Source organism: Polynucleobacter sp. MWH-S4W17 (genome assembly GCF_018687535.1).
In the GTDB taxonomy this organism is placed as follows: domain Bacteria; phylum Pseudomonadota; class Gammaproteobacteria; order Burkholderiales; family Burkholderiaceae; genus Polynucleobacter.
This window is the reverse complement of record NZ_CP061295.1, coordinates 463,557-488,560: the sequence shown is the minus strand read 5'-3', so window position 1 is coordinate 488,560 and position 25,004 is coordinate 463,557. Positions and strand designations below refer to the sequence as shown.

Below are 25,004 nucleotides of genomic sequence, written 5' to 3'. Positions count from 1 at the left end.
TCTTGTTGAACTACTAAGTACCCCATGACTGGCGAATACCAGCCTGAATTTCTTCTACAACCACATCAGAAACAGTGACGCCTTCTTTAAATCCAACAGCGCGCTGCTTAAAGCGGCGCTGACCCGGCAAGCGCGTTCCCGCATCCGCTGCCAAAGTCTTTAGAAAATCATGCATTTTGTTTGCGAATACTTGGCTTCCTGCCAAACCTGGATCAATGGTTAGCAGCAGCTGTCCAATGCGAGGGCGATTACCTTTGGCATCAAAGAATGAGTCAGCCTCATAGGAGAATCTGCTGCCCGATAGACCTACAACTAAGAGCTCAATAATCAAAGCTAGTAATGCGCCCTTGTCACCGCCCAAGGGAACCATTAAGCCCTTCAGGCCTTCTTGGGGATCTGTTGTAGGTTTTCCATCAGCAGTTAATGCCCAGCCCTCAGGAATGGATTCACCCTTCTTGGCAGCTACCAGCAATTTGCCACGTGCAACAGCAGACAAAGACATATCAATCACCAATGGATCACGCTTTGCAACTGGAAATGCCGCAGCCAGTGGATTGGTACCAAAAATAGCCTTACTGCCACCAACCATTGGCATGGCGGCAGGTGTATTACCAAATAAGAGGGAAATATAGCCCGCTCGGGCTGCAGCTTCTACAAAGTGCCCAGCAACACCAAAGTGATGGCTATTGGTAACGGCCACTAAACCAACGCCTGATTTAGAGGCTAAATTTACGGAGAGGTCTGTAGCAAAGCGAAGTGCTGGGAATGCCAGGCCATCACATGCATCTACCAATGCTGCCGATGTTTTAAAAGCTCGCACTTTAATTTTAGGGGCTAGCTCAACACGACCATTTTTGGCATGTCCAGCATATTGCGCGACGCGTGCAAGGCCATGGGATGCCAAGCCATCTAATTCAGCAAGCGCTAAAAATTGCGCTGTCTCAAAAGCTGCCTTCTCGCCAATGCCTGCTGCCATAAGCCCCGCAGATGCTAACTCAACCATTTTTTGATAAGACAAGTTCACATTAAGCTCCCAAAAAACGATTTACTTCATCGGCAATCATTTGACTAACACGCTCATTACTCTCGTGAGTAACGCCAGCAATGTGAGGAGTCAGAATGAGATTTTCAATTCCAACAAAGTGACTTAGATCTTTTGCAGGCTCTGCCAAAAATACATCCATGGCAGCCCCGCCAATAGCACCAGACCTTAGACGCTCTGCAAGCGCATTCTCATCAACAATACCGCCACGTGCAGTATTAATGAGGCAACCCCCTTTTTTCATTTGATCTAAAGTGGCTGCATTAAATAAATTCTTTGTTTCAGGCAAAAATGGTAGATGCAAAGTAACGGCATCACTCTTTGCAAGAAGGTCGCCCAAAGAAAGCAAGGGCACTGAAAATCCGTCAAGCTCGACTGAGCTGCCAGACAGCATTGGATCGTAAGCAAAGCATTGCAAACCAAAAGCATGGGCTTTTTTGGCCACCACTCTGCCGATACTGCCAAAGCCAACAATTCCGATGGTCTTACCTAGGAACTCATGGTAACTAGAGAAACGTGGGCGTGGCCACTCACCCTTTAGTGTTGCAATCGTAGCTGGGATAAAACCCCTTGTTAATGCAACTGCAGCTCCAACAACATATTCAGCCACTGAATCCGCATTAGCCCCGGTAGCTGGGATTACTTTGATATTGCGTTTAGCGCACGCAGGCAGCTCGATATTCTCTAGACCAACACCAAGACGCCCCACCACTTTCAGTTTGGGAGCGCCTACCAATATCTCTTCATTAACTTGGGTGAGGTTACGAACAATCAGGCCCTCAATATTTTGCATCGCAGCAATTAATGCTGGGCGATCTTTATATAACTCTGGCTCGTAAGAAACATCATGCTGAGAACGCAGGGTTTCTAGGGCTTGACTTGTGATGAACTCGGAGATCAAAATAGATGACATATCTAGATCATATAGATGATTTAGATATCTTGCAATACCCTCTTTATTGTGCGGTGCAATTACGAAAGAGATTGCGCAACACCAGGATGGAGGAGACACTGGTAATACATAAGCTTATAACTAATAAATTGAGATCTCACGAATTTTTAGATGCAAATGCAGATAAGATATTTTGATCAAATTAACACCGGAGAAAGTAAGCATGTTTAAGCAACACATCAGCAAGCTAGGGAAAAAAATTGCATTGATTGCGGGCGCACTTGCCCTACTCACATCGCCTTTAGCTATGGCGCAAAACTGGCCAACAAAACCCATCAAACTTATTATTCCTTTTGCCGCAGGTGGCACCACTGATATTCTGGGGCGCCTACTGGCCCAGCAACTCACTAAAGACCTTGGTCAAAATGTGATTGTAGAAAATAAACCAGGTGCAGGAGGAAATATTGCTGCTGAATTTGTAGCGCAATCACCTGCTGATGGCTACACCATCATGCTTGCATCCGGAAGCATGCTGACGGTAAACCCCTTTCTCTATAAGAAATTACCAGTGAACTATGCCAAGGACTTTGTCTACATTACCAATGTAGCCAGTGGTCCGATGTTGGTTTCGGTAAGTACCAAATTGCCAGTTAAAAATCTTGCTGAATTCATTGCTTATGCAAAAACCAAAGATCTCAATTTTGGTTCTGCAGGTATTGGCAGCCAGGTTCACATGGCAGCAGAGAATTTGACTTATTCCGCAAACATCCCAGCAACTCACGTGCCTTACAAGGGAGAATCCGCTGCGATCAATGACTTGGTAGCAGGTCAAATTGACTTTATGGTTGGTAACTTAACAGCCGCAACAGGCTTTGCCAAATCAGGTCAAATTAAACCATTGGCTGTAACAAGCTCAAAACGCTCAAAACAATTACCTGATGTTCCAACTGTTTCGGAAGCAGGCATTCCTGGTTTCGAGTCAACTGGTTGGTTTGGATTAATCGCGCCAGCTGGAACACCCAATGCAATTACAGAGAAGATCTATGCTGCCACTGTTAAAGCCGTTAGCTCTGAAGCCCTAAAAGCCAGTTTAGATTTGAATGGCTTAACTGCAGTAGTTAATAATCAGAAAGAATTTGAATCGCAAGTAAAAGCCGAGTCAGTTGTTTGGGATAAGGTGATCAAGGGTCGCAATATTAGCGCCCAGTAAGAAATAAAAAAGCCACGTAGATAAGTGGCTTTTTTCACCCAAGTACATCATCTGCTCTAGGAGCTCGTATGAGATTTAATAAAAATATTGCATTTAGTTCAGCATTAAAAATTATTGCCTCCTCAATCATTGGTGTCTCAAGCTCTTTATCGGCGCAGACATATCCCAACAAACCCATTACGATTGTTGTCCCCTTTAATCCCGGAGGAGATGCAGACCAATCAGCCCGGAATTTAGCAATAGTCGCCCAAAATGTACTTAAGCAATCTATCATCATTAGCAACAAGGGCGGTGCAAGCGGAGCAATAGGTTCTCAATTTGTAAAAGACGCAGCCCCAGATGGCTACACTCTTCTAATGGCAAGAGTAGGCTCCCAAGTGGTTTTACCAGCAATGAAGTCAGACCTAAGTTACAAATGGAATGACTTCACATTCATTGGTCTTCTAGAATTAAATCCAGTCGTCTGCGTTGTTCATCCTGATTCGCCGTACAAAACTTTTGATGACCTCACTAAGGCCATTAGCTCCCAACCCGGAAAACTAAATTACAGCTCATCGGGCCCAGGAACCATCCTCAACTTTGGCCCACAACTCATTCTTCAGACCCTGAAATTGAAACCAGAGGCCGCTATTAATGTGAGCTACAAGGGGGGCTCGGAAGCCGTGGTGGCAGTACTTGCAAAAGAGGTTGATTTTAGTTGCGGCAATTTAACTTCAGCCCTTACTCAGATTAGCAGCGGAAAATTACGCGCCCTTGTTGTTACAACACCTGAGCGCGTTAAAGAGATTCCAACGGTTCCAACGGCCAAAGAGGTTGGCATGCCACAACTAGAGGCTATTGTTGGATGGAGCGCACTCTATGGCCCACCAAAGTTAAGTCCAGAAGTTGTAAACAAGTGGATAGAAGTCTTAGCAATAGCTGATAAAGATGCTAATTGGCAAGCTGGCAATGTTCGCTATGGCGGGATACCAAGAATTCTTTCACCTATTGATACAGAAAAATTTGCAGCCTCTCAGTATGTTTCCTATTCAAAACTAAGCACACAGCTTGGGATCAAATAATTTATACAAAGACAAAAATGAACACAAAGGCAAAAAATGGCGCCCAAGCACTAGTAGAAGCGTTTGAGACCGCAGGCATTAATAAAATTTTTACACTATCCGGCAATCACATCATGCCAGTCTATGATGCAATCTTTGGAACAAAGATTGATTTGATTCACACACGCCATGAGGGTGCCGCCGTTCATATGTCGGATGCATGGGCTAGACTTACTGGAGACGTTGGTATAGCGCTAGTTACCGGTGGTCCAGGTCACGCTAATGCAGTTTCAGCCTTGTATACCGCTGCAATGGCAGAATCACCTGTCGTTCTTTTATCTGGTCATGCGCCTGTTGGACAGCTAGGGAAAGGTGCATTCCAAGAAATGGAGCAAGCAGAAATCGCAGCGCCATTAACTAAAGCATCTTGGGTTTGCCAAAAAGCAGAAGATTTAGCCGTAGATCTTGCAAAGGCAATACGTATTGCAAAATCTGGTAGGCCTGGACCCGTTCACCTTAGCCTACCTACCGATGTACTTGAGTCACCCCTCCCCGCAAACACTCCAACTCTCGATGCAGAATCTTTCGAGGCAGAGCGCAACATCACAAGAAGCGCTGATCTTGATCAATTTATTGCGCAACTAAGAAAAGCCGACAAGCCACTCATCCTCACTGGCCCGATGATGCAATCAAAAAAAGGTCGCATCAAACTAAAGAAACTTGAAAATGCCCTGGGCATACCTGTAGTCGGTATGGAAAGCCCACGTGGAATTGGCGACCCAAGTCTAGGCGCTTTTTCGGAGGTATTGAGTCAAGCAGATTGCGTGTTGCTTTTAGGTAAGAAGGTGGACTTTACCTTAAAGTTTGCTCAAAGCCCTGGGTTCAAAAAAGATTGCGTCTTTTTACAAATCGATCCCGATGTGGATGAGATTAAACGCACGAAGAATGCAGTAGGAGATAGATTACTCCATAGTCTCGAATCCGATACTCCAAGCGCAATTGATGCATTTGTACTTACCTCCCAAGTTAACATAGTCTCTCCCTCTAAATGGCAACAAGAGGTTCATGAGTCGATAGATTTCCGTCCAAGCGCCTGGAAAGATCTTGCACCGAGAAATGGCAATATTCACCCAGTTCAGGCACTTGCACCACTTCAAGAAATTCTTGATAGCCATCCAGACTCTATCCTCATCAGTGATGGCGGGGAAATTGGTCAATGGGCACAAGCCTGCTTACAGGCCCCAAACCGGATTCTAAATGGTGTTGCTGGCTCCATCGGCGCCGGACTACCCTTTGCAACCGCCGCGAGAGTCGCAAAGCCCGACTCTCCGATTATTGCAGTGGTGGGGGATGGCACCTTTGGTTTTCATTGTGCCGAGATTGATACTGCCGTTCGTTATAAATTGCCATTTATCTTAATTGTTGGAAATGATGCTCGCTGGAATGCGGAGTACCAGATCCAGGTTAGAGATTATGGGAAAGATAGAACTATTGGCTGCGAACTTCTACCCTCCAATTACGAGAAAGTATGCGAAGCATTTGGCGGGTATGGCGAGTTAGTCAGCGATTCAAATGAAGTACTTCCGGCTGCCAAGCGCGCCTACAAAAGTCAGCTCCCATCCTGTATCAATATTTTAATTGATGGTCTAGCGGCCCCCAATATTAAGCGATCTTAAATTGGAACAATATCGCGCATTTATTGAGAGATGCCAGCAATTAATTGGCGCTGAATATGTCTACACCTCCGATACAGATAAGAGCCCATTTCTAACCGATTGGAGTAAGCGATATTCTGGGAATGCAATAGCTGTTCTTAGGCCAAAAAATACCGAAGAAGTTGCGGCTCTAGTAACCCTGTGTCAAGCCGAAGATATTGTCATTGTTCCCCAAGGTGGGAATACAGGCCTATGTGGTGGCGCAACACCGCAAAGTAAAGGTAGCTCGGTTGTCATAAGCACGATACGAATGAATCAAATTCGTGAACTTGACCTTGATAACTCCACTATTACTCTGGATGCAGGAGTCATCCTTTCCCACGCACAAGAAGCAGCACTCAGTGCTGGGAAGCTTTTTCCTTTAAGTCTGGCAGCGGAGGGAAGCTGTACCATTGGAGGAAATTTAGGGACGAATGCAGGTGGAGTGCAAGTGCTTCGCTATGGAAATATGCGGGATCTGACGCTTGGAATTGAGGTGGTCACTCCAAGCGGCTCGATTTTCAATGGTTTGCGTGGTTTGAGAAAAGACAATACAGGTTACTCACTAAAAGATTTATATATTGGCTCAGAAGGTACTTTAGGCATTATTACAGGGGCAACCCTTAAGCTATATCCATTGCCTCAATCCAAAGTATCCTCCCTAGTTGCAATCAAAGATATCAACTGTGCAATCAAGCTTATCCACAAAGCACGCGAAAGCTGCAATGCTGATCTCACTGCATTTGAACTCATTTCTACTCGAGCGCTTAATCTAATCCCTGACAAAGTAAAGAATTTGGGCTCAATAATTTATACCCCATCAGGCTGGGTAGTGCTACTTGAATTTTCAAGTATGGAAAAAGAAGATCAAAGCCGAATTCAATTAGAAAAATTTCTTAGTGAAGCATTTGACTTAGATTTGATCACCGATGCAGTTATTGCGAGCTCTATTCAGCAGAGTAAAGACTTGTGGAGCATTAGAGAGGGTATTCCAGAGGCCCAACTCAAGCTAGGTAATATTGTTAAGCATGACATTTCACTGCCTATATCCAATATTTCTGACTTTATAAAGGAAACGGAGAGCAAATTAAATCAGCTTTGGCCTAATATGCAGACAATTATTTTTGGTCATGTGGGCGATGGGAATCTACACTACAACTTAGCCCCTCTCTCCCCCGATCTATCGAGCGAACTCGAAACAAGAAGGCAATCAATTAATCAATTGGTGCACAACCAAGTCTATGCATATGCGGGATCATTCTCAGCAGAGCACGGTATTGGTCAAGCAAAGCGAGCGGAATTGCCGTTTCGTAAAAGCCCTGTTGAATTGGAGCTCATGAGAGAAATTAAAAATGCACTGGACCCAAAAAATCTCATGAACCCCGGCAAGGTTCTTTAGGAAAATTGCCGAAACAATAATGCCGTCCCCGAAAATAGCAAAATAGATCCATAGGCCACCCGCATCGCCACATTACTAAGTTTGCTGTGGATATGTGTGCCCAACCAAATCCCAAGGAAGGTTGCAGGCATTAAACAAATAGCCAAACCGATAACAGGCCAACTTAAAATTAATCCTGTTACCAACATGAGGCTTAGACGTAAAAAGGTTAATATAAAAATAGCAAATGCCATCGTTGCTCTTAAGACCCTTGGATCATTAATTCGTAAACCCAAGTAGGAGACATAAATAGGACCGCCCGTGGCAAACAAGGCCGTAAAAGTTCCACCCATAAATCCAAAGGGAGCAGCCCACCATTTATTAATGGGATCACGCGCTTCATTATTTCTTTGCCATAAGACACGCACACCATTTGCAGCGGCAAAGCAACCTAGGGTTAGTAGCAAAGGTTCACTAGGGGCCTTAATTAGCAAGACTATTCCTAGCACCATCCCAATCAAACTAAAGGGGAATAGCCACTTAAGCTCCTTGAAATTAGCATCAGCAGAAGATTTCCTGCCAACATAAAGAGAAGCGCAAATATCGATAATGACCATCATTGGTACCACTATTTTGAGTGGGTACATTTGCACCAATAGAGGCACAGCAACAATCGAAGATCCAAAACCAGAGACACCAAAAATAAAATAGGCGCCAAAAATAATCAGGGTAGCAAGCGCGAAATGAAGTGGCTCAATTAAATCAAAAATGATTAACTCTCTACCAGAATAGTTTCACCCGGCTTTACCATGGTGAAGTTCACTGGCCTATTTTCAATGTGCAAATTCTGATTCAACATATTGACCGCCGTGAAATATGATCCTTCTAAAGAGCCTGGCTCAGGATAATCGTCGCGATAATGGGCTCCCCTTGAATTCTCGCGGGCAATAGCAGCTTCTGTAACGGCCTTACTAACCAGAACGAGGTTTTGTAGATTCATCCAATCTTGCCAGGTGACACTATATTCACGCTGAAGATTACCCACACCCATTTGCTCCAATGAAGCGCCAAGTTGCTCCAGGGTATTACGAGCGCGTAGCAGACTCTCTTTTGTCCTTGAAATACCAACGTCATCCCACATACACTCAGCAAGCGCATCGCGTATCGCCTCAATATCACCGGCGGGTTTTTGCAATGGCTCCTCATGGGCTTTGATGCTGGCATGCACTTCATCCATATCGCACTCACGCAGAGATTGCCCAGCAACCCAGCTTGCCATTGCTTCACCAGCAATACCACCAAACACCGTAGAGTTGGCAACTCCATTTCCACCCAAGCGATTAGCACCATGGACACCTCCGGTATCTTCGCCGGCGGCAAACAGTCCAGGCAAATCAGTACTGCAATCCTTCTTGAATACCAGTCCACCCATCATGTAATGGGCAGTGGGTACAACCTCAACCAAATCACCTGCCAAATCAAATCCACTATCGGCGCAACGCTCAACCATACCCTTAAATTGCTTACGTACATTCTCCGGACCTAGATGACTCATCTGAATATAGACCCCGCCATTTGGGGTAGCGCGTCCCGCACGAATCTCTGAATTAATCGATCTTGAAACAATATCTCGAGTGGCTCGCTCATTGCGGGGATCGTAGTTACCCATAAAACGCTCATGATTGCCATTGAGCAAGTATCCGCCCGCGCCGCGAAGCCCTTCCTCTAGCACCGTCCCCGTCATTCGTGTACCAGGGCCTGCTAATAGGCCCGTGGGATGAAACTGCACCATCTCCATATCACGCAATGTCAGACCTGCACGTAAAGCCATCGCCAATCCATCACAGCTCTTATCACCCGATGGCGTATGGTACTTATACATAGTTGGGCCGCCGCCAGTGGCTAACAAAACTGCCTTAGCACGCACCAATGTAAATTGTCCTGTCTGCATATTGAGCATCAAGACACCCGCTAAAGACTTTCCATCTTTACTATGAATCAGCTCAATAGCACGATGCTCTTCAAGGCGATGAATTCCTCTTGACCAAACCTGCTCTGCCAAGCGATTAATAATTTCAATTCCCGTTAAGTCACCCTTGTGAACTGTGCGGTCAAAAGTTTGCCCAGCGAACGCTTTTTGATGAACAGTGCCATCAGGGTTACGATCAAAAAAGCAACCGAGCTCATTCTCAAGCTCATGAATACGCTCTACAGCCTTGCTAACCAAGGTCCAAGCAAGATCCTGATCAGATAACCATTTGCCACCTTCAATCGTGTCCATGAAGTGGCGCTCAACCGAGTCACCTTCTGCTAGAGCAACGTTGTATCCCCCTTGCACCATCCTTGTACAACCGCACTTGCCTAACAAACCTTTAACGGCAATCGTGATGTGTAAATTTGGATTTGCTTGATGCGCATGTAATGCGGCAAAGAGGCCGGCGCCACCAGAACCCAGAATTAAGATATCTGTATCGATGGTAGAAATGGCGCTCATGATGTAATTCCAAGACTCTTTAATACCGCCTCTTTTTTACGCGCAACATCGCCCCGCACCTCTTGATAAATGCTGCCGCCATGGCTATCCATAGCCACTAAGAGAGGGCCAAAATCCTTAATCTTGAAACGCCAGAGTGATTCTGGATTGAGATCATCCATATCCACATCTTCGATTTGCTCAATCCAAGTAGTCTCCAGTGCGGCGGTACCACCAATGATGGCCAAATAAACACCGCCGAGCTCTTTAAAGGCCTCTGCAGAACCTTCGCGCATGCCTCCTTTACCAACAATCATGCGAACACCCTTTTGCGTCATTAAAGGACGAGTGAAACGCTCCATGCGATCAGAAGTTGTCGTACCAATGCAAATAGGCTGATATCCAGCAGGAAACTCATCGCTAACGGGCACCTTGCGAACATTGGGCGCAGTATGTATTACAGCATGGCCATTGAGATCAAATCGGGTTTTGCGATCATGGTCAAACATGTGAATCTGTGTAGCGTCACGAATACCAAATAAAGTATTTTGCAAAGTCACAGTGTCATTAATGCGTAGCTTGCGTATATCTTCTTCGCTAACTGGGGTTTGGAGAACGTAGTGCGCCATAGATAATTCCTCAGAATCCGTAACTCACGCCTGAAGGCGTAAAGGTTGCGCGCGCTCTACGCGCAGAGTGACATTGCATATTGACTGCAACAGGATTGAGCGTAATGTGGGTATGCGCCAGCTCAACATGAACAGCAAATGCAGTGCCGTCACCACCAAGACCCTGAGGGCCAATGCCCAGTTGATTTACCGCCAGACTCAACTCTTTCTCCAGCTTTGCGCCCTCTTCATCAGAACAGGAGCTTCCTAGAGGACGAACTGCGGCTCGCTTTGCCATCGCCACGCACTGATCAGACGTTCCGCCAACACCAACACCCACGATTGTTGGTGGACAGGTTTTACCTCCAGCAGAAACAACACTCTCAATCACAAATTCTTTTACGCCATTAATCCCATCAGCCGGGATTGCCATTTTGAGGAACGAATTATTTTCTGATCCGCTACCCTTGGGAACCATTTCAATTTCAACCGTTTCAGACGCGTCAGAAAAATCAATATGGATAGCGGGCATATCAATGCCACATGAGGTGTGATTATTTTTACGGGTAATGGGATGCACCACAGAGGATCTCAAGGGATATTCTTTTGTAGCGCGCTCACAACCCTTACGTATAGATGCCATTAAGGCCATGCCATCATATTGAACATTGCTGCCAATCTTGACGTTATAAATGGGTAGGCCGGTATCTTGGCAAAGCAAGTTATCTTCACGCTCTGCCACAGCAATATTAGTAATCATGGTTTTCAACACGACCTGAGCTCGACCATCTGTTTCAGCGCGATCTAAACGGTTAATCCCCGCCTTAATATCGTCTGGTAGGACCTTAAGAGCACGTATATAAAGCTCCTTACAAGCCTCTTCCACCAAATCCATTGATAACTGCATAGGTAACCTAACTAATTAGCAAAATATAGAAATAAGAGTCCGCAAACAATTGCAAACAAAATAGAAACCTGAATCCAACCCTTGCGTAAGCCGCGCCAAGGTCCAAACTCGATCATGAGTAGGCGCACTCCCCCTGCCAAATGAATGGCCAGCAATACGACTAATGCCCATTCACCAAACTTAAAGACCCATATATCCGTTAAACCAAGCGCAGACTCAAATCCAGCGGCACCACGCAAAGACTGAGAAAGCATCAAGAAATGTAAAGGCAAAAAGCAGGCTAAAAGCAAACCAGAAAAACGATGGCATGCGTAAGCAAAATAGGATAAGTGACTCTTTGCTCTGTAATCTATCCTTGGTCTTGAGCTCATAAAGCACCTCCGCTATACACGCCGATAACAGCAGTAGTCCCTAGGGTCAAAATCAATATTGCCAATAACCAAGAAGCAGGTATTGCAAGTCCGCTCTTGGGTAAGGTTTCTTGCAGAATATTGGCCACCCCAATTGGAGCATGCACAAAACAAGCTAAAACAAAGATCTCATAAAAAAGCGCGAAGGCCAAATTGCCCTGAGTGCGCCCTAGTATCTCTTGCGCGGTTAAACCACCCCTGATCGCATAAAAAATAATCACTAGGTGAATAGCTACGCAGATTCCTAAAATCATGGCACTAATTCTTTGGGCATACCAAAGCTTTGCCTGCATAACTGCTGCGCTCATAGTTTGCCCCACTTACTGCCCTTTACAGCCGCTCTGGCAACTAATTTTTTAAGTCCAGCAATGCTTGCAGTTGGCTCGATCGCCTTGGGGCAGCGCTCAGTGCAAGATCCTTGTGTATGGCAGGCATGGCACCCAGCATCGCCTGCTACTGCACGCAGTCGATCAAGCTGTTGTACGTCTCTAATGTCATTAGTGAGCGTCCATGCTCTATTCAAAGCAGCAGGCCCAAGATAATTTGGTCGCGCTTCAACCACCTCGCAAGAGGCATAACAAACTCCACAACCAATACATTCAATACCTGCATTAGCTAATTGACGCTCTTCGGACTGTGGCTCTACTTTGGCAAATTCATCATGACGGGTTTGACTGCCCTTAAAGAAGCCAACAGCACCTTTCCACTTATTGAAAAACTCGCGCATGTCAGTAGCAAGATCTTTAATGACTGGCAAATTATTTAATGGCGCTATCTCAAGCGAGTCGCCCTCGAGAATTTTTGACACGTGAGTGCGGCAGGTCCAGCGAGCCACACCATTCACCGTCATCGCACATGATCCGCACATCCCTACGCGACAGGCAAAGCGATAGCTCAGAGTAGGGTCTAGCTTTCGTTGGATGTAGGTCACGACATCCAAAACTGTTTGGTTGGAGTTACGCGGCACCAGATATTCGACGAATTCGCCCTGTTCAGCTCCGCGCCAGACTTTTACTTTGAGATCCGTATTTGACATGAAATCATTATATCGATAGACAGTAAAAAATAAATCGAATATATTTTTCTTTGAGATAAAGAATTTATTTATACTAATCCCATGTCTAGCATCAAAATACTCAAAAACTTCCTTGCCATTACGCGTCACAAAAGCGTAGCAGCAGCCGCGAGAGAAATCGGGCTGACTGCCGCTGCTGCGGGGCAGCAATTACATCAACTGGAGCAAGAGATTGGGATTGAGTTATTTGATAGAACCAAACGCTCTCTTACGCTCAATAGCCATGGCCGATCCCTCATAGAACCCATTCAAGAAATCATTGCACGATATGAGGCCCTTGGATCCAATCTCAAAACCAATCTTAGCGGGACGATTGTTTTAGGTGCTCTTGTATCGACACTGATGGGTGCCTTTGGTAAAACACTCAATGAGCTTAAGCAAAACTATCCAGAACTGGAGATCAAACTCATTGCGGGACTTTCCAGCAACTTCTTAGATCAAGTGATTGAAGGTAGTCTTGATGCTGCGATTGTCACCGAGTCACCTTTTGCCCTGCCACAAAATGTCCAGTGGACTGAGCTCTATAAAGAACCCATGATCTTGATTTATCCAAGCGCCCCCAAACCAAAGAAAGGCTCTATCAGTACCGATAAACTACTGCCCTTTATTCGCTTTGAGAGAAATACTTGGACAGGACATCTTGTAGATCAAACGATTCGAGCTAATAAACTCAAAATTCAGGATGGTATGGAGCTCAACTCAGTTGAGGCGATTATTGAATTGGTAAGACAAGGTCTTGGGTACTCCATCGTTCCAAAGCTCGCCAACATTGCCTGGGCAAGCGATCGCCAACTCAAGATACAAGAATTGCCAGGAAAAGCAATCTACCGCAAGGTTGGATTGCTCGAGCGTAAAAAGCATGGTCGACAAAACATTACTTTAGCCATCAAGCAACATTTTTTATCGACTCTATAGCGCCTCTCGATATAGAGCAGCAGCATCACTTAGCGTGATCTCACGTGGACTGTTGCTTAGGAGGCGGGTTTGTAACATGGCATCCTTAGCTAACTGGTCAACATCACTTTCTGTAATGCCGACCTCGACTAAATGCTGTGGTAAACCGAGCTCACCAGCAAGTCCGCCTAAATACTCAGCCAATCCATTTGCCTGCTCGATAGTTGTACCCTTGAGGCCTGGTTTAATTATCTGTCCGAGTTCTGAATACATAGAATGTGCAACTTCAATATTGAAGCGAATTACCGGGGCCAACATTAAGGAATTAGATAAGCCATGAGGCACATGAAATCTTGCGCCAATCGGATAGGCCAATGCATGAACTCCTGCCACTGGCGCATTGGTAAATGCCATACCTCCAAGGCAGGCGCCGAGTAACATGTTTTCACGCGCAACAATATCGTTTCCAGAGTTAACGGCTTTATGAAGGTTTCCTGAAAGTAAACGCAGCGCCTCTTTGGCTACGCAATCGGACATCGGGTTTTTTAGATGCTTGGTTGTATATGCCTCAATAGCATGGACCATCGCATCTATTCCTGTAGCGGCTGTGACGTGGGCCGGCAAGCCAAGCGTTAACTCTGCATCCAATATCGCCAAATCTGGCAATAGATGTGGTGAGAGAACACCCTTCTTTTCACTTTCACTCACAGTCACTACAGAGCTTTGTGTTACCTCAGAACCCGTACCAGCAGTTGTAGGAACCAGGATCAAAGGCAATCTTGGTCCTTTGGCCATTCCAATGCCATATATGTCAGCAAGATTTTCCGTACCGGGACTTAACAAAGCAACAAGTTTGGCCACATCCATCGAGCTACCGCCACCAAAGCCCACAATGAAATCCGCTTTACAGTCCTGCGCGACCTTCATCGCTTGATTAATTACAGGAACCGGGGGATCCGCCTCAACATCGGAAAAAATCTGAAATGGGAGCTTTAACTCTTTAAATTGGGGCAGCGCTTTATCTAGCAAGCCCGCAGAAAGAACGCCGGGGTCCGTAACAATTAAGACAGATTTGCCGCCTCGTTCCAGAATTTTTTTTGCAAGATTGGCTGAGCCGCCTCTTTCTACAAAAATAGAAGGTGTGGAATGAAAGACAAATTGCATACTGAGTAACCCGTGATTATTTAAAACGGTTTTAGGAGAACTTTTGCAGCAGCTGTTTTTCCGGCATGTAAGTCACTAAAGGCTTGAGGCCCATCATCTAAAGACCGCATTTCTACCCAAGACAAATCGCCAAACGCATTGCGAGCGAGCAAATTGACGGTGGCTTGAAGATCAACCGTGGAGTAGGTATAGGTTCCAAGCAGCGTGATTTCAGCAAGCGTAAGCTTTCTCATATCAATTTCGCTAGCCCAATCCTGAAGACCTACATGCATCATCACACCGCCCGGCTTTACAGCAGCCAGTGCAGTGTTACGAGTAACTACAGCACCAACACAATCCATCACAAACTCAACAGAATTCTCAGTAATTTTTTCGTCTATGGGATTGAGTGTCTTGCAGCCAACATGTTGCTCAATAGCTTTTCTACGCAATGGGTTTACTTCGGCAACCGTTAAATCATCAACCCCGTAATGCTTCAAGAGCAGCGCAGAAAGCATTCCTATAGCGCCACCACCCAATATCAAAACATGACATTCTTGAATGGGTCTTTGAAGGGCTCGCATTGATAAGTTAATTGCATGAACAGCAGTGGCTGCTGGCTCAGTCAATGCAGCAGCATCCAGACTAAGACCTTCAGGAATGGCAATCAGTGAGCTCGCAGGAATACTCATGTATTCAGCAAAAGCTCCTGGTCTTGTCATCCCCACCATGGTGCGATTGGCGCACAAATTATTTCTTCCCTGCAGACAATATTCGCAGTGGCCACAAGTAATCAATGGATTGCCTGTAACTCTCTGCCCCTTAGTGAAAAGCAAAGAGCTGGTATCAGCAATGGTGCCAGCAAATTCATGCCCTAAAACTAAACCTGGTTTTCTTCTTGGGTCATGGCCATGAAAGGCATGCATATCACTACCGCAAATACCTACTGACTCAATCTTGAGCACCACCTCCTCAGCATCTAGCGAAGGATAAGGACGATCTAAGATCTGCATTTCATTTGGCTGTGTATAGACCAGGGCTTTCATAATTACGATCCTTATATTGCGGTGTAACCGCCATCCAGCATGATGGTTTGCCCAGTAATGTAGGCAGAGGCATCGCTAGATAAGAAGATGGCTAAACCATGGATATCTTTCATCTCACCATTTCGACCAATGGCTGTTTTTTCTGCATGCATTTTGACTAAATCAGGATTGTTAAAAACTGGTGCTGTTAATGCCGTAGGAAAGAATCCAGGACCAATCGCATTACAAGTAATGCCAAACTTTGACCATTCCTGCGCTATGGCACGGGTTAACTGCACAACCCCACCCTTTGCAGCGCCATAGGGAGCGCTATTAGGAAAAGCGCGGTAACTCTGTAGCGATGCAATGTTAATGATGCGCCCCCATTTACGTGCTTGCATTTGTGGTGCTAGCGCTTGGGTCATAAAAAATGGGGCAGCTAGCTGTAAATTCAATTGTTCTTGCCAACTCTGTGGTGATACTTCTCCATAGGGCTCTCTCAAATTCATGCCTGCAGCGTTAACTAAGATATCGACTTTTCCGAGCTGACTTAAAACACGCTTAGACAAGTCCTCTGCTTGCTCTAAGTCACTTAAGTTTGCAGTGAATGAAGAGGCCTTAATGCCCTGAGCAGCAAAACGCTCTGTAGCTTCTTTCAAGGGCGCTTCTCTGCGGGCGGCAATAGCGACTTCAGCACCAGCCAAACCTAATGCCAGTGCAATGCCCTCACCTAAACCACTACTACCACCGGTAATAAGCGCTGTTTTACCTTGCAGATCAAATAGTTGATGAATGATTTGGCTCATACTTCTACTGGACTTCCAAGATCAAACTTCTCGTTAGGAAAGTACTTTTCTAAACGATCGTCTGCAGTACGGGCATGGGCCTCCATTCCCTCTAGACGACTAATTCGAGCTGTTACCAGCGCCATTTCTTTGCTTCCCTCACGAGTCATCTTCTGCCAAGTCAGTGTTTTCATAAACTTATGGACAGATAAGCCGCCCGAATATCTTGCCGCCCCCTTTGTAGGCAACACATGGTTTGGCCCGCTAGTCTTGTCTCCAAAGGCGACCGTCGTTTCTTCACCCAAGAATAAAGATCCGTAGCAGGTGAGATTACTGAGCCACCAATCCAAGTCTTTTGCGTGGACTTCAAGATGCTCACTGGCATATTGGTCAGAAACTTTGGCAACCTCTTCGCGAGTGCTGCACACAATAACCTCACCATAATCACGCCATGCGCAGGCAGCAGCATCTTTTGCTGTAGGCGGCAATTGATCAATCATCTGAGGAACTAATGCCATTACTTCATTAGCCAATTTGGCTGAGGTAGTAAATAACCATGCGGGAGATTCGTGGCCATGTTCGGCCTGACCAACTAAGTCACTCGCTACAATTTTTGGATCAGCCGTTTCATCCGCAATTACTGCAATCTCAGATGGCCCAGCAAATACATCAATTCCAACTTTTCCGAATAGGGAGCGCTTTGCTTCAGCCACAAACTTATTACCTGGCCCCACAACTACGTCAGCAGGTTTGCCGGTAAATAATCCATACGCCATCGAAGCAATCGCCTGAACACCACCCAATGTCATGATGACATCAGCGCCGGCGGCCTTAAATGCATAGAGTACATAAGGATGAATTCCACCACCCCTAAAAGGACTTGAGCATGCAATGATATTTTTAACGCCCGCTGCTTTTGCCGTAGCTACCGTCATATAAGCAGATGCAATGTGAGCATATCTACCAGAAGGCGCATAACAACCCACCACATTTACTGGCAAGACCTTTTGACCAGCAGTAACCCCAGTATGCAAGGTGGTAGAGAAATCCTGAATACTATTTTTCTGAGCAATGGCAAAGTCATAGACTTGCTTTACAGCAAAATCAATATCTCGCTTCACTGAGGCTGGCACATCAGCCAAGATGGCATTCATTGCCTGCTCTGACATCACAATATCGCCAGACCATTTATCCAGCTTTAAGGCGTAATCCTTAACAGCTGATTCACCATTCTTCTCAATATTGGCAAGCATTTCCGTTACCACCTGCTGAGCTGTAGAGGTCTCAGTCTCTGGCGTTTTGGCTGCTTTCTTTAAATAACCTATGGACATATTTTTAACCTTAGTTTTGTAAGCGCTTACAGGCTCTATCTAAAAAATGAGGTTGTCCCCATTTTTTAGATTGTTTTATCGACTACTTAGAGTTGTTTGCAAAATCACGCAGTTTTTTATCTGCATTCACCATCTTCATGAATTCATCAGTGATGTATTCATTTGCTGGCGGTACAGTTTGGATGGCGCCAGTTGATTGCATAAAGGCGGCAATAGAATTAAACCAGCCATCTACTTGTGATGGGCCCTTAGAGTTATCCATAATCTTCAACTCAGTTGCCAAGTCATAGTTAGGGCGAGTATCAAACTCTTTCTTCATTGAAGCTTCAGAAATTGTGACGCCGCCCTGCTCATAGAACTTTTTCATCATTGCAATTGCTTGTGGCTTATTAGCATTCATCCACTTCCAAGCACGTAAATACACAGCTAAGAACTTAGCCACATTTTGTGGATTCTCTTTTGCATAATCACCGCGCACAATCAAAGCGCCAGGAACAAAAGCGCCGCCATCTTTACCGCTGCAGATGACCTTAGCTCCAGCCTTCTCTTCGAGCGTATAAATATTTGGTGCCCACAAGCCGCCAAAGTCAGCGTTACCCGATGACATGGCAGAAATAATTTCGCCCTGACCCATATTCTTAATAACAACATCAGTCTTAGCTAAACCATATTTCTTGAGGCAAGATTGAACTGCGTAATCTCCAGTGGAGTTACCAGTCAACACAATGGTTTGCCCTTTCAATGACTGAGGATTGGCTGCGAATGCCTCTGCAGCTTTACCAGTAGCCAACAAGGCATTGCCTGCTGACTCATCATTACTCAATCCGATGGTTTTAATGCCAAAGCGGACATAACCCAATACAGCAGGAACTGATCCAGTGCCACCTACATCCCATGACTTAGAGGCAGATGCCGCAATTTGTGGAACGCCAGCAGGGAAAGTACTAAATTCTGGTTTAAGGCCCAATTCACCCCACCAGTTTTTTTCTGTTGCCACAAAAAATGGAAGTGCCCAATACAAAGCAGGCTGATAGCTCACTTTAATCTCGGTTAATGCAGGCTTTGCTTGCGCATAGACATTACCAACACTTGCTGCTGCCAGTACCGTTGCCCCCAAAATACTTGCTAATGATTTTTTAAATTGCATTTTTATCTCCTTCAGACATTACAAAAGTAAATCAATGATCAACACCCAGGTTTTGCTCGCGTAACAACTTCCAAATCTGACTACGTAACTGCACAAATGAACTCAAATCCATTACATCTTCAATCCGAGAATGCGTATCCCAACCTTCTTTTTCACGAATGGGCTTAATCTCGATCACATCCCGAATCAGACCAGGCCTTCTTGACATGACCACAACGCGATCTGCGAGATACACCGCCTCTTCAACAGCGTGGGTGATAAATAAGACAGTTTTAGGGTTCTTGCGAGCAAGCCTTACAAGCTCTTCCTGCATCACCACTCGAGTTTGAGCATCCAAAGCGCCGAATGGCTCATCCATCAACAACACTTCTGGCTCTAGAACGTAGGCACGCGCAATAGCTACGCGCTGCTGCATACCGCCAGATAATTGATGGGGGTATGCCTGCTCGTAACCCTCTAACCCCATAAGAGAAATCAAACGGGCAGTCTTATCTCGCTTATCAGTCGCACTCATACTCATGGATTTCAGGCCAAACTCAATATTCTCCTGAACTGTTTTCCATGGAAATAAAGCGAATTGCTGAAAGACTACGGCACGGTCTGGTCCAGGTCCTTTTACTTCTTTGCCGCCAACGAGAACACGCCCTTTGCTTGGCATTTCAAGGCCAGCGACCATGCGTAAGCAAGTGGTCTTTCCACAACCAGATGGCCCAACGATCGCAACAAACTCTTTGTCTTTAACAGTTAGGTCAACACCGCCTACGGCCAAAAACTCTTTGCCGCCTTGTTTAAAGCTGCGCTCTACTGAATCGAAAACAATATCTGCCATAAATCAAATTTCTCTATAGTGAACAGCGAACTTTTCAGCCTGCCTTAAAAGCACATCAATCAATAAACCAATCAGACCAATTGCAATCATGCCGCTCATCACAATATCGGTCTGAATACTTGCTTGACCTTTAACCATCATGTAGCCAACACCGCTTGAAGCAACAATAAGTTCAGCGCCAACCAAGGATTGCCAACCTAAGCCTGCTGAAATCCGCAGACCAGCAATGATGGATGGAATAGCCGCGGGAAATAAGACTTCGGTCATCAAGCGCAACTTACCTGCCCCAAGCATTCTGGCTGCTTCAAGGTATTTTTTATCTACGTGAATTGCGCCGCGATAAGTATTAATTAAAACCGGAGGAAATGCCCCCATAAAAATCACCAATACTGGACCACCGATACCTGTTCCAAACCAAAGAGCAGCAAATGGAACCCAAGCAATTGGCGCGACAAAGCGAATACTTTCAAAAAATGGCGTGATCAGTTGATTTGCATACTTGGATAAAGCCATCAACAATCCCAAAGGCACCCCAATCACTACCGCCAATAGAAATCCATATAAAAAGCGCTGAAAACTTGAAGCAATATGCGCCAATAAGGTGTAGCCAGAAAATGGCTCGTTTAGCAGGTGAATAAACTTCAGCAAAACTTCATGTGGCGCCGGAAGAAACTGCTTTGGAACTACACCCAGCAACGCCGAGAGATACCAAATCCCAATAAAACTCGTAATGCCTAGTCCCGTCCACAATAAAAACTCACTTTGATTTAAGCGTTCTTGACGTGCCATTACGCTCTCCAAGGCATGGCATAGCGCTCAGCCTTAGCCAATATCTGGGTCATCAACCAACCAGAAATCGCTACGCTAATCATGCCCACCATAATCATTGCCGGATTAATATCTTGAGCCGCTTGATTTAGGATCGACCCCAAGCCTAAAGTTGCACCGACCAATTCTGCCGCAACCAATGTGGTCCAGGATGCCTGAAGGGATAGGCGTAAGCCAGTAAAAATAAGTGGCAATGCGCCAGGGATTAATACTTCGCGATAGTAAGCAAAACGGCCAATACCCAACATAGCAGCAGCTTCTCGCTGCGGCACCTCTATTGATCTAACGCCAGTGAAGCTATTAATCACTGCCGGCACAAAGGCTGCTACATAAATCACCATTACCTTAGCGGAGTTACCAAGCCCCAACCAAACAATAGCCAAAGGAATCCACGCTAACGGGGGTATTGGCCTCAAGGTTAAAAATATTGGATTGACGAAAGCTTCAATTTTCTTATTGGCACCCATCAGAATCCCCAGCAGGATTCCCAACGAGGAAGAAACCAAAAATCCGGAGGTAACTAAGATCACGCTTTGTAGGACATGCTGATGAAGCTTGCCATTGCCATAGCCCTGCAATGCAATAATTTTGAAAGAATTCCAGGTTTCTGTGGGCGATGGAAATCTAGCAATTGAGATTGTGCCTGTCCACTCTGTCAGCCCAAACCAAGCGAGTAGCAGAATCGCACAGAACAAAAAGAAGGATAAAAGCTTGCTAAAAATTTCCAATTCCTCATAAAATAAATAAAATGTAAGCGCTTTCATTCTAACCATAAATTACTTGCAAAATTAACACCACCAACTGAAATTGACTAGGGCTTTCCCTTAGGTTTTGATGAAAAATAAAATTGGCTCTATCACCATAGTTCATGTAGCGGCTGCAGCAAAAGTTTCTACCGCAACCGTCTCCAGAGCCTTAAATAATCCAGATGCAGTTAGCGCCGAGCTAAAAGAAAAAATTAGTGGTGTTATTAAAAAATTGGGGTACATACCGAATGCTGGGGCTCGCGCATTGATGCTTAAGCGCTCTGGGACTATTGGCGCAATTGTTCCCACTCTTGACAATGCAATTTTTGCACAAGGGCTTGCAGAGTTTCAACGTCAACTAAATCAATCTGGGCACCAACTTTTAGTAGCAAGCAGTAACTACGATCCCGAGATCGAAGCAAACCAAATAACCAACCTACTGACTCGAGGCGTTGAAGGTATTGCCCTCTTTGGCGTTAGCCAGCGGCGCGAAGCATTAAAACTTCTGAAAACTCGCAATATTCCATATATACACGTGGGCTCATTATCCACACCCTATAACGGGTACGCCTCCGGCTTTGATAATCGAGAGGCAATCAAGCCCGGGGTTCAGCACCTACTCTCTCTTGGACATAAACATTTTGGGATATTGGCAGGCATCACTACGTACAATGATCGTGCTAGAGACCGGGTTGATGGAGTTATTGAGCTTTTGACTGAGAAGAAAATTCAGATCAAAAGCGATGTGATAGTGGAGTGTGCTTATGGTTTACATGAGGCGCGTCTCGGATTAAAAAAATTGCTCCTCAACAATCCCAAAATCACTGCAATTATTTGCGGTCAAGACGTTTTAGCTCTGGGCGCGTTGCTTGAGGCTAAAAAGCAAGGGCTGAGAATTCCAAAGGACTTATCAATCATTGGATTTGATGACTTAGAAATTTCTCAACACATCACACCCAGTCTGAGCACTATCCACATAGATGCTATAGGTATGTGGGCGCAAGCGGCCAATCACCTCATTTCCCAAATTAAGGGTGTGGATAACCTTCCCAGAAAAATCAAAACAAGTGTTAATTTGGTTATTCGTGAATCTAGCTCGTCACCACCAAAACTCTAAGCGCGCCCCAAAAGAAAAAGCCACCCCGAAGGATGGCTTAAAATATTTTTTTGGAGGTACTACCTAAAGAATGAACTACAGCTTCATATTAGTCCCGCCAGAGTTCACTCTTTAAGTGGTTTGCATGATTGGATGCATTAGTGCATGATTTTGGTGCATTAATGATTTTCTTTGGCGTGATTGATTGAATATTTAGGTATTTCAATCACCAAATCCTGTTTGGCAACGATAGCTTGGCAAGATAAACGGGACTGTGGGTTTAGCCCCCATGCACGATCAAGCATGTCTTCCTCATTCTCATCAGGAGGATTAAGGCTGTTAAAGCCCTCTTTCACGATCACATGGCAAGTAGTGCAAGCGCACACCATATCGCAAGCATGTTCAATGGGAATGTCATTCTCTAACAAAGCTTCGCAAATGGAAGTGCCTGGGGCAACCTCAACAACTGCACCCTCAGGACAATACTCACTATGCGGTAGTACAACGATTTGAGTCATGATTCTTTTCTATTGGTATTCGGTTTGTATTTTATTTACTTAAATTTCAGCAACATTCTTGCCAGATAAAGCCTTCTGAATACTAGCGTTCATGCGTTTTTGTGCAAAGTCATCAGTCGCTTTGGCGGCATGATCAACAGCCTTGCGAACAATAGCACTATCAGTTTCTTCATTTAGGATCTTTTGCAGGGTTGCCATTTCTTGATCTACCGCTTTCTGCTCTTCTGAACTCAGTAAAGATCGATCACTCGCTAACGCGGTTTGTACTGCATCTAGTAAGCGCTGCGCATTAACCTGCTCTTCACGCAACGACCTCGAAAGCAAATCCTCTTTAGCAGATGCAAAACCGTCTTGCAGCATGCGAGTAATTTCCGCGTCAGTTAACCCGTAAGAAGGCTTGATATCAATGGATGCTTTAACGCCCGAGCCTTGCTCTACGGCGCTTACAGACAATAAACCATCAGCATCCACCTGGAAGGTGACCCGGATGCGCGCTGCACCTGCAGCCATTGCTGGTATGCCGCGTAATTCAAACTTACCCAATGAGCGACAGTCTTGAGCAAGTTCGCGCTCACCCTGCACCACCGCAATAGCTAAAGCAGTCTGACCATCTTTAAAGGTCGTGAAGTCTTGTGCTCTTGCCACCGGAATTGGCGTATTACGCGGAATGATTTTTTCTACTAGGCCGCCCATAGTTTCAAGACCGAGCGATAGCGGAATGACGTCCAATAAAAGCCATTCATCGTCTTTACTCTGGTTGCCGGCCAATAAGTCAGCCTGCATTGCAGCACCTAATGCAACGACTTGATCAGGATTTAAATTATTTAAGGGTTGTGTACCAAACAATTCACCTACGGCGCGCTGCACATTCGGCATACGAGTTGAACCACCCACCATTACTACGCCTTTAACATCCTCAGCTTTAAGGCCAGCATCACGCAATGCTTTTTTACAAGCCATCAAGGTCTTGGTAACTAAATTTTGGGTTATCTCAAAGAGTTGCGCCTGACTAACCCCAACATTAACCACCGTACCATCCGCTAGAGTCTCGTGCACACGAGCTAGAGGATTGTGACTCAGCAGTTCTTTGGCATGCTTACAGGCTTGCAGGAGCGTACGATGATCGTGAATAGATAAAGGAGGAAGCTTGGCTTGCTCAATGACCCAGCAATACAAGCGATGATCAAAATCATCACCACCTAAAGCAGAATCACCGCCAGTAGCAAGCACTTCAAACACACCGCGACTCATGCGCAGTATGGAAATATCAAAGGTGCCACCACCTAAGTCATAAACTGCATAGACGCCTTCAGAGGCATTATCTAATCCATAGGCAATCGCAGCAGCAGTCGGCTCATTCAATAAACGGAGAACTTCGATGCCAGCTAACTTAGCAGCATCTTTGGTTGCTTGACGCTGTGCATCATCAAAGTAAGCAGGGACTGTAATCACAGCGCCAACAATCTCATCAGATACAGAATCTTCCGCTAATTGACGCAAGCGCGCCAAGATTTCTGCCGAGACTTCAATTGGACTCTTATCCCCAGCAACTGTTCTGAGTTTAAGCATGCCCGGTTGATCAACAAAGTCGTATGGGGCGCTTTCAATATTCTCGACATCCAACAAGCCGCGACCCATGAAACGCTTCACTGAAACAATGGTGTTTTTTGGGTCAATGACCACGCTCTCAAGCGCTTCAAAGCCAGCTTGAGTTCTACCATTAGGCAAATAACGAATAACGGATGGAAGTAGCTCGCGCCCCTGCGCATCTGGTAACACCTTAGGCAAGGCATCACGCACAATGGCTACTAAAGAATTAGTGGTCCCCAAATCAATGCCCACAGCAATACGGCGCTGATGGGGCGCGAGTGATTTACCGGGTTCAGAGATTTGTAATAAGGCCATAGGAGATAGAGTTTAGCTTGAGTGGGGA

Annotated in this window: 25 protein-coding genes; 6 read left to right on the top strand and 19 right to left on the bottom strand. The window is 45.5% G+C overall.

Features of this window, described 5'->3' with window-relative positions:
• Positions 1-13 precede the first annotated feature (13 nt).
• Both C2755_RS02690 and C2755_RS02685 read right to left on the bottom strand, forming a co-directional pair.
• Positions 14-1,024 carry an Ldh family oxidoreductase gene (locus C2755_RS02690; RefSeq protein WP_251368517.1) on the bottom strand — a complete coding sequence of 337 codons (1,011 nt, stop codon included), beginning with the start codon at positions 1,022-1,024 and terminating at the stop codon, positions 14-16.
• Position 1,025: 1 nt separating this feature from the next.
• Positions 1,026-1,955: a hydroxyacid dehydrogenase gene (locus tag C2755_RS02685; protein ID WP_215321662.1), complete on the bottom strand. Its 930-nt coding sequence runs from the start codon at positions 1,953-1,955 to the stop codon at positions 1,026-1,028.
• Between the two features lie 202 nt (positions 1,956-2,157).
• Between C2755_RS02685 and C2755_RS02680 the strand changes: the two genes are divergently transcribed.
• The 4 genes from C2755_RS02680 (at position 2,158) to C2755_RS02665 (ending at position 7,277) form a co-directional block, all read left to right on the top strand.
• Positions 2,158-3,144 carry a tripartite tricarboxylate transporter substrate binding protein gene (locus C2755_RS02680; protein ID WP_215321661.1) on the top strand — a complete coding sequence of 329 codons (987 nt, stop codon included), beginning with the start codon at positions 2,158-2,160 and terminating at the stop codon, positions 3,142-3,144.
• 68 nt (positions 3,145-3,212) lie between these two features.
• Entirely contained in the window at positions 3,213-4,205 is a 993-nt protein-coding gene (locus tag C2755_RS02675) for a tripartite tricarboxylate transporter substrate binding protein (RefSeq protein WP_215321660.1), read from the top strand.
• Positions 4,206-4,222: 17 nt separating this feature from the next.
• Positions 4,223-5,860 (top strand): thiamine pyrophosphate-binding protein, encoded by a 1,638-nt coding sequence (locus tag C2755_RS02670; RefSeq protein WP_215321659.1) that lies wholly within the window; start codon positions 4,223-4,225, stop codon positions 5,858-5,860.
• 1 nt (position 5,861) lies between these two features.
• Positions 5,862-7,277, top strand: coding sequence for an FAD-binding oxidoreductase (locus C2755_RS02665; RefSeq protein WP_215321658.1), 1,416 nt, complete (start codon positions 5,862-5,864; stop codon positions 7,275-7,277).
• Here the strand turns inward: C2755_RS02665 and C2755_RS02660 are convergent.
• Genes C2755_RS02660 through C2755_RS02630 form a run of 7 tightly spaced genes read right to left on the bottom strand, consistent with a single transcriptional unit; the run spans position 7,274 to position 12,690 of the window.
• Positions 7,274-7,978: a sulfite exporter TauE/SafE family protein gene (locus tag C2755_RS02660; RefSeq protein WP_256441245.1), complete on the bottom strand. Its 705-nt coding sequence runs from the start codon at positions 7,976-7,978 to the stop codon at positions 7,274-7,276. The genes C2755_RS02665 and C2755_RS02660 overlap by 4 nt on opposite strands.
• Positions 7,979-8,028: 50 nt before the next feature.
• The gene (locus C2755_RS02655) at positions 8,029-9,750 is read right to left on the bottom strand and encodes an L-aspartate oxidase (RefSeq protein WP_215321657.1); all 1,722 of its coding nucleotides are present in this window, start codon (positions 9,748-9,750) and stop codon (positions 8,029-8,031) included.
• Entirely contained in the window at positions 9,747-10,358 is a 612-nt protein-coding gene (locus tag C2755_RS02650; RefSeq protein ID WP_215321656.1) for a fumarate hydratase C-terminal domain-containing protein, read from the bottom strand. Before C2755_RS02650 ends, C2755_RS02655 begins: the two co-directional genes overlap by 4 nt.
• 10 nt (positions 10,359-10,368) lie before the next feature.
• Positions 10,369-11,244, bottom strand: coding sequence for a fumarate hydratase (locus C2755_RS02645; RefSeq protein WP_215321655.1), 876 nt, complete (start codon positions 11,242-11,244; stop codon positions 10,369-10,371).
• A gap of 11 nt (positions 11,245-11,255) precedes the next feature.
• The gene (gene sdhC / locus C2755_RS02640; protein WP_215321654.1) at positions 11,256-11,615 is read right to left on the bottom strand and encodes a succinate dehydrogenase, cytochrome b556 subunit; all 360 of its coding nucleotides are present in this window, start codon (positions 11,613-11,615) and stop codon (positions 11,256-11,258) included.
• Positions 11,612-11,962, bottom strand: coding sequence for a succinate dehydrogenase (locus C2755_RS02635; RefSeq protein ID WP_215321653.1), 351 nt, complete (start codon positions 11,960-11,962; stop codon positions 11,612-11,614). Before C2755_RS02635 ends, sdhC begins: the two co-directional genes overlap by 4 nt.
• Positions 11,959-12,690 carry a succinate dehydrogenase/fumarate reductase iron-sulfur subunit gene (locus C2755_RS02630; protein ID WP_215321652.1) on the bottom strand — a complete coding sequence of 244 codons (732 nt, stop codon included), beginning with the start codon at positions 12,688-12,690 and terminating at the stop codon, positions 11,959-11,961. The genes C2755_RS02635 and C2755_RS02630 overlap by 4 nt, the downstream gene beginning before the upstream one ends.
• An 81-nt stretch (positions 12,691-12,771) precedes the next feature.
• Here C2755_RS02630 and C2755_RS02625 point away from each other — a divergent pair, with 81 nt between their 5' ends.
• Positions 12,772-13,644, top strand: a complete 873-nt coding sequence (locus tag C2755_RS02625; protein ID WP_215321651.1) for a LysR family transcriptional regulator — start codon at positions 12,772-12,774, stop codon at positions 13,642-13,644.
• Here the strand turns inward: C2755_RS02625 and C2755_RS02620 are convergent.
• The 8 genes from C2755_RS02620 to C2755_RS02585 form a co-directional block, all read right to left on the bottom strand.
• A complete protein-coding gene (locus C2755_RS02620) occupies positions 13,639-14,787 on the bottom strand; it encodes an iron-containing alcohol dehydrogenase (RefSeq protein ID WP_215321650.1) in 1,149 nt (382 codons plus the stop codon). The genes C2755_RS02625 and C2755_RS02620 overlap by 6 nt on opposite strands.
• A 20-nt stretch (positions 14,788-14,807) precedes the next feature.
• The gene (locus C2755_RS02615; protein WP_215321649.1) at positions 14,808-15,812 is read right to left on the bottom strand and encodes a galactitol-1-phosphate 5-dehydrogenase; all 1,005 of its coding nucleotides are present in this window, start codon (positions 15,810-15,812) and stop codon (positions 14,808-14,810) included.
• Positions 15,813-15,823: 11 nt separating this feature from the next.
• Complete coding sequence (locus C2755_RS02610; protein WP_215321648.1) at positions 15,824-16,597, bottom strand: SDR family NAD(P)-dependent oxidoreductase; 774 nt, start codon at positions 16,595-16,597, stop codon at positions 15,824-15,826.
• Positions 16,594-17,907, bottom strand: a complete 1,314-nt coding sequence (gene hisD / locus C2755_RS02605; RefSeq protein WP_215321647.1) for a histidinol dehydrogenase — start codon at positions 17,905-17,907, stop codon at positions 16,594-16,596. The genes C2755_RS02610 and hisD overlap by 4 nt, the downstream gene beginning before the upstream one ends.
• A gap of 82 nt (positions 17,908-17,989) precedes the next feature.
• Positions 17,990-19,054 carry an ABC transporter substrate-binding protein gene (locus C2755_RS02600; RefSeq protein WP_215321646.1) on the bottom strand — a complete coding sequence of 355 codons (1,065 nt, stop codon included), beginning with the start codon at positions 19,052-19,054 and terminating at the stop codon, positions 17,990-17,992.
• Between the two features lie 31 nt (positions 19,055-19,085).
• Entirely contained in the window at positions 19,086-19,883 is a 798-nt protein-coding gene (locus C2755_RS02595) for an ABC transporter ATP-binding protein (protein WP_215321645.1), read from the bottom strand.
• Between the two features lie 3 nt (positions 19,884-19,886).
• Positions 19,887-20,672: an ABC transporter permease gene (locus C2755_RS02590; protein ID WP_215321644.1), complete on the bottom strand. Its 786-nt coding sequence runs from the start codon at positions 20,670-20,672 to the stop codon at positions 19,887-19,889.
• Positions 20,672-21,439, bottom strand: coding sequence for an ABC transporter permease (locus C2755_RS02585; RefSeq protein ID WP_251368516.1), 768 nt, complete (start codon positions 21,437-21,439; stop codon positions 20,672-20,674). Before C2755_RS02585 ends, C2755_RS02590 begins: the two co-directional genes overlap by 1 nt.
• Before the next feature lie 106 nt (positions 21,440-21,545).
• Between C2755_RS02585 and C2755_RS02580 the strand changes: the two genes are divergently transcribed.
• Positions 21,546-22,574 (top strand): LacI family DNA-binding transcriptional regulator, encoded by a 1,029-nt coding sequence (locus C2755_RS02580; protein WP_215321642.1) that lies wholly within the window; start codon positions 21,546-21,548, stop codon positions 22,572-22,574.
• Positions 22,575-22,732: 158 nt separating this feature from the next.
• On the opposite strand, the gene fdx is transcribed toward C2755_RS02580, so the two are convergent.
• Positions 22,733-23,071 (bottom strand): ISC system 2Fe-2S type ferredoxin, encoded by a 339-nt coding sequence (fdx, locus tag C2755_RS02575; protein WP_215275308.1) that lies wholly within the window; start codon positions 23,069-23,071, stop codon positions 22,733-22,735.
• Between the two features lie 39 nt (positions 23,072-23,110).
• The gene (hscA, locus tag C2755_RS02570; protein ID WP_215321641.1) at positions 23,111-24,976 is read right to left on the bottom strand and encodes a Fe-S protein assembly chaperone HscA; all 1,866 of its coding nucleotides are present in this window, start codon (positions 24,974-24,976) and stop codon (positions 23,111-23,113) included.
• Between the last annotated feature and the right edge of the window lie 28 nt (positions 24,977-25,004).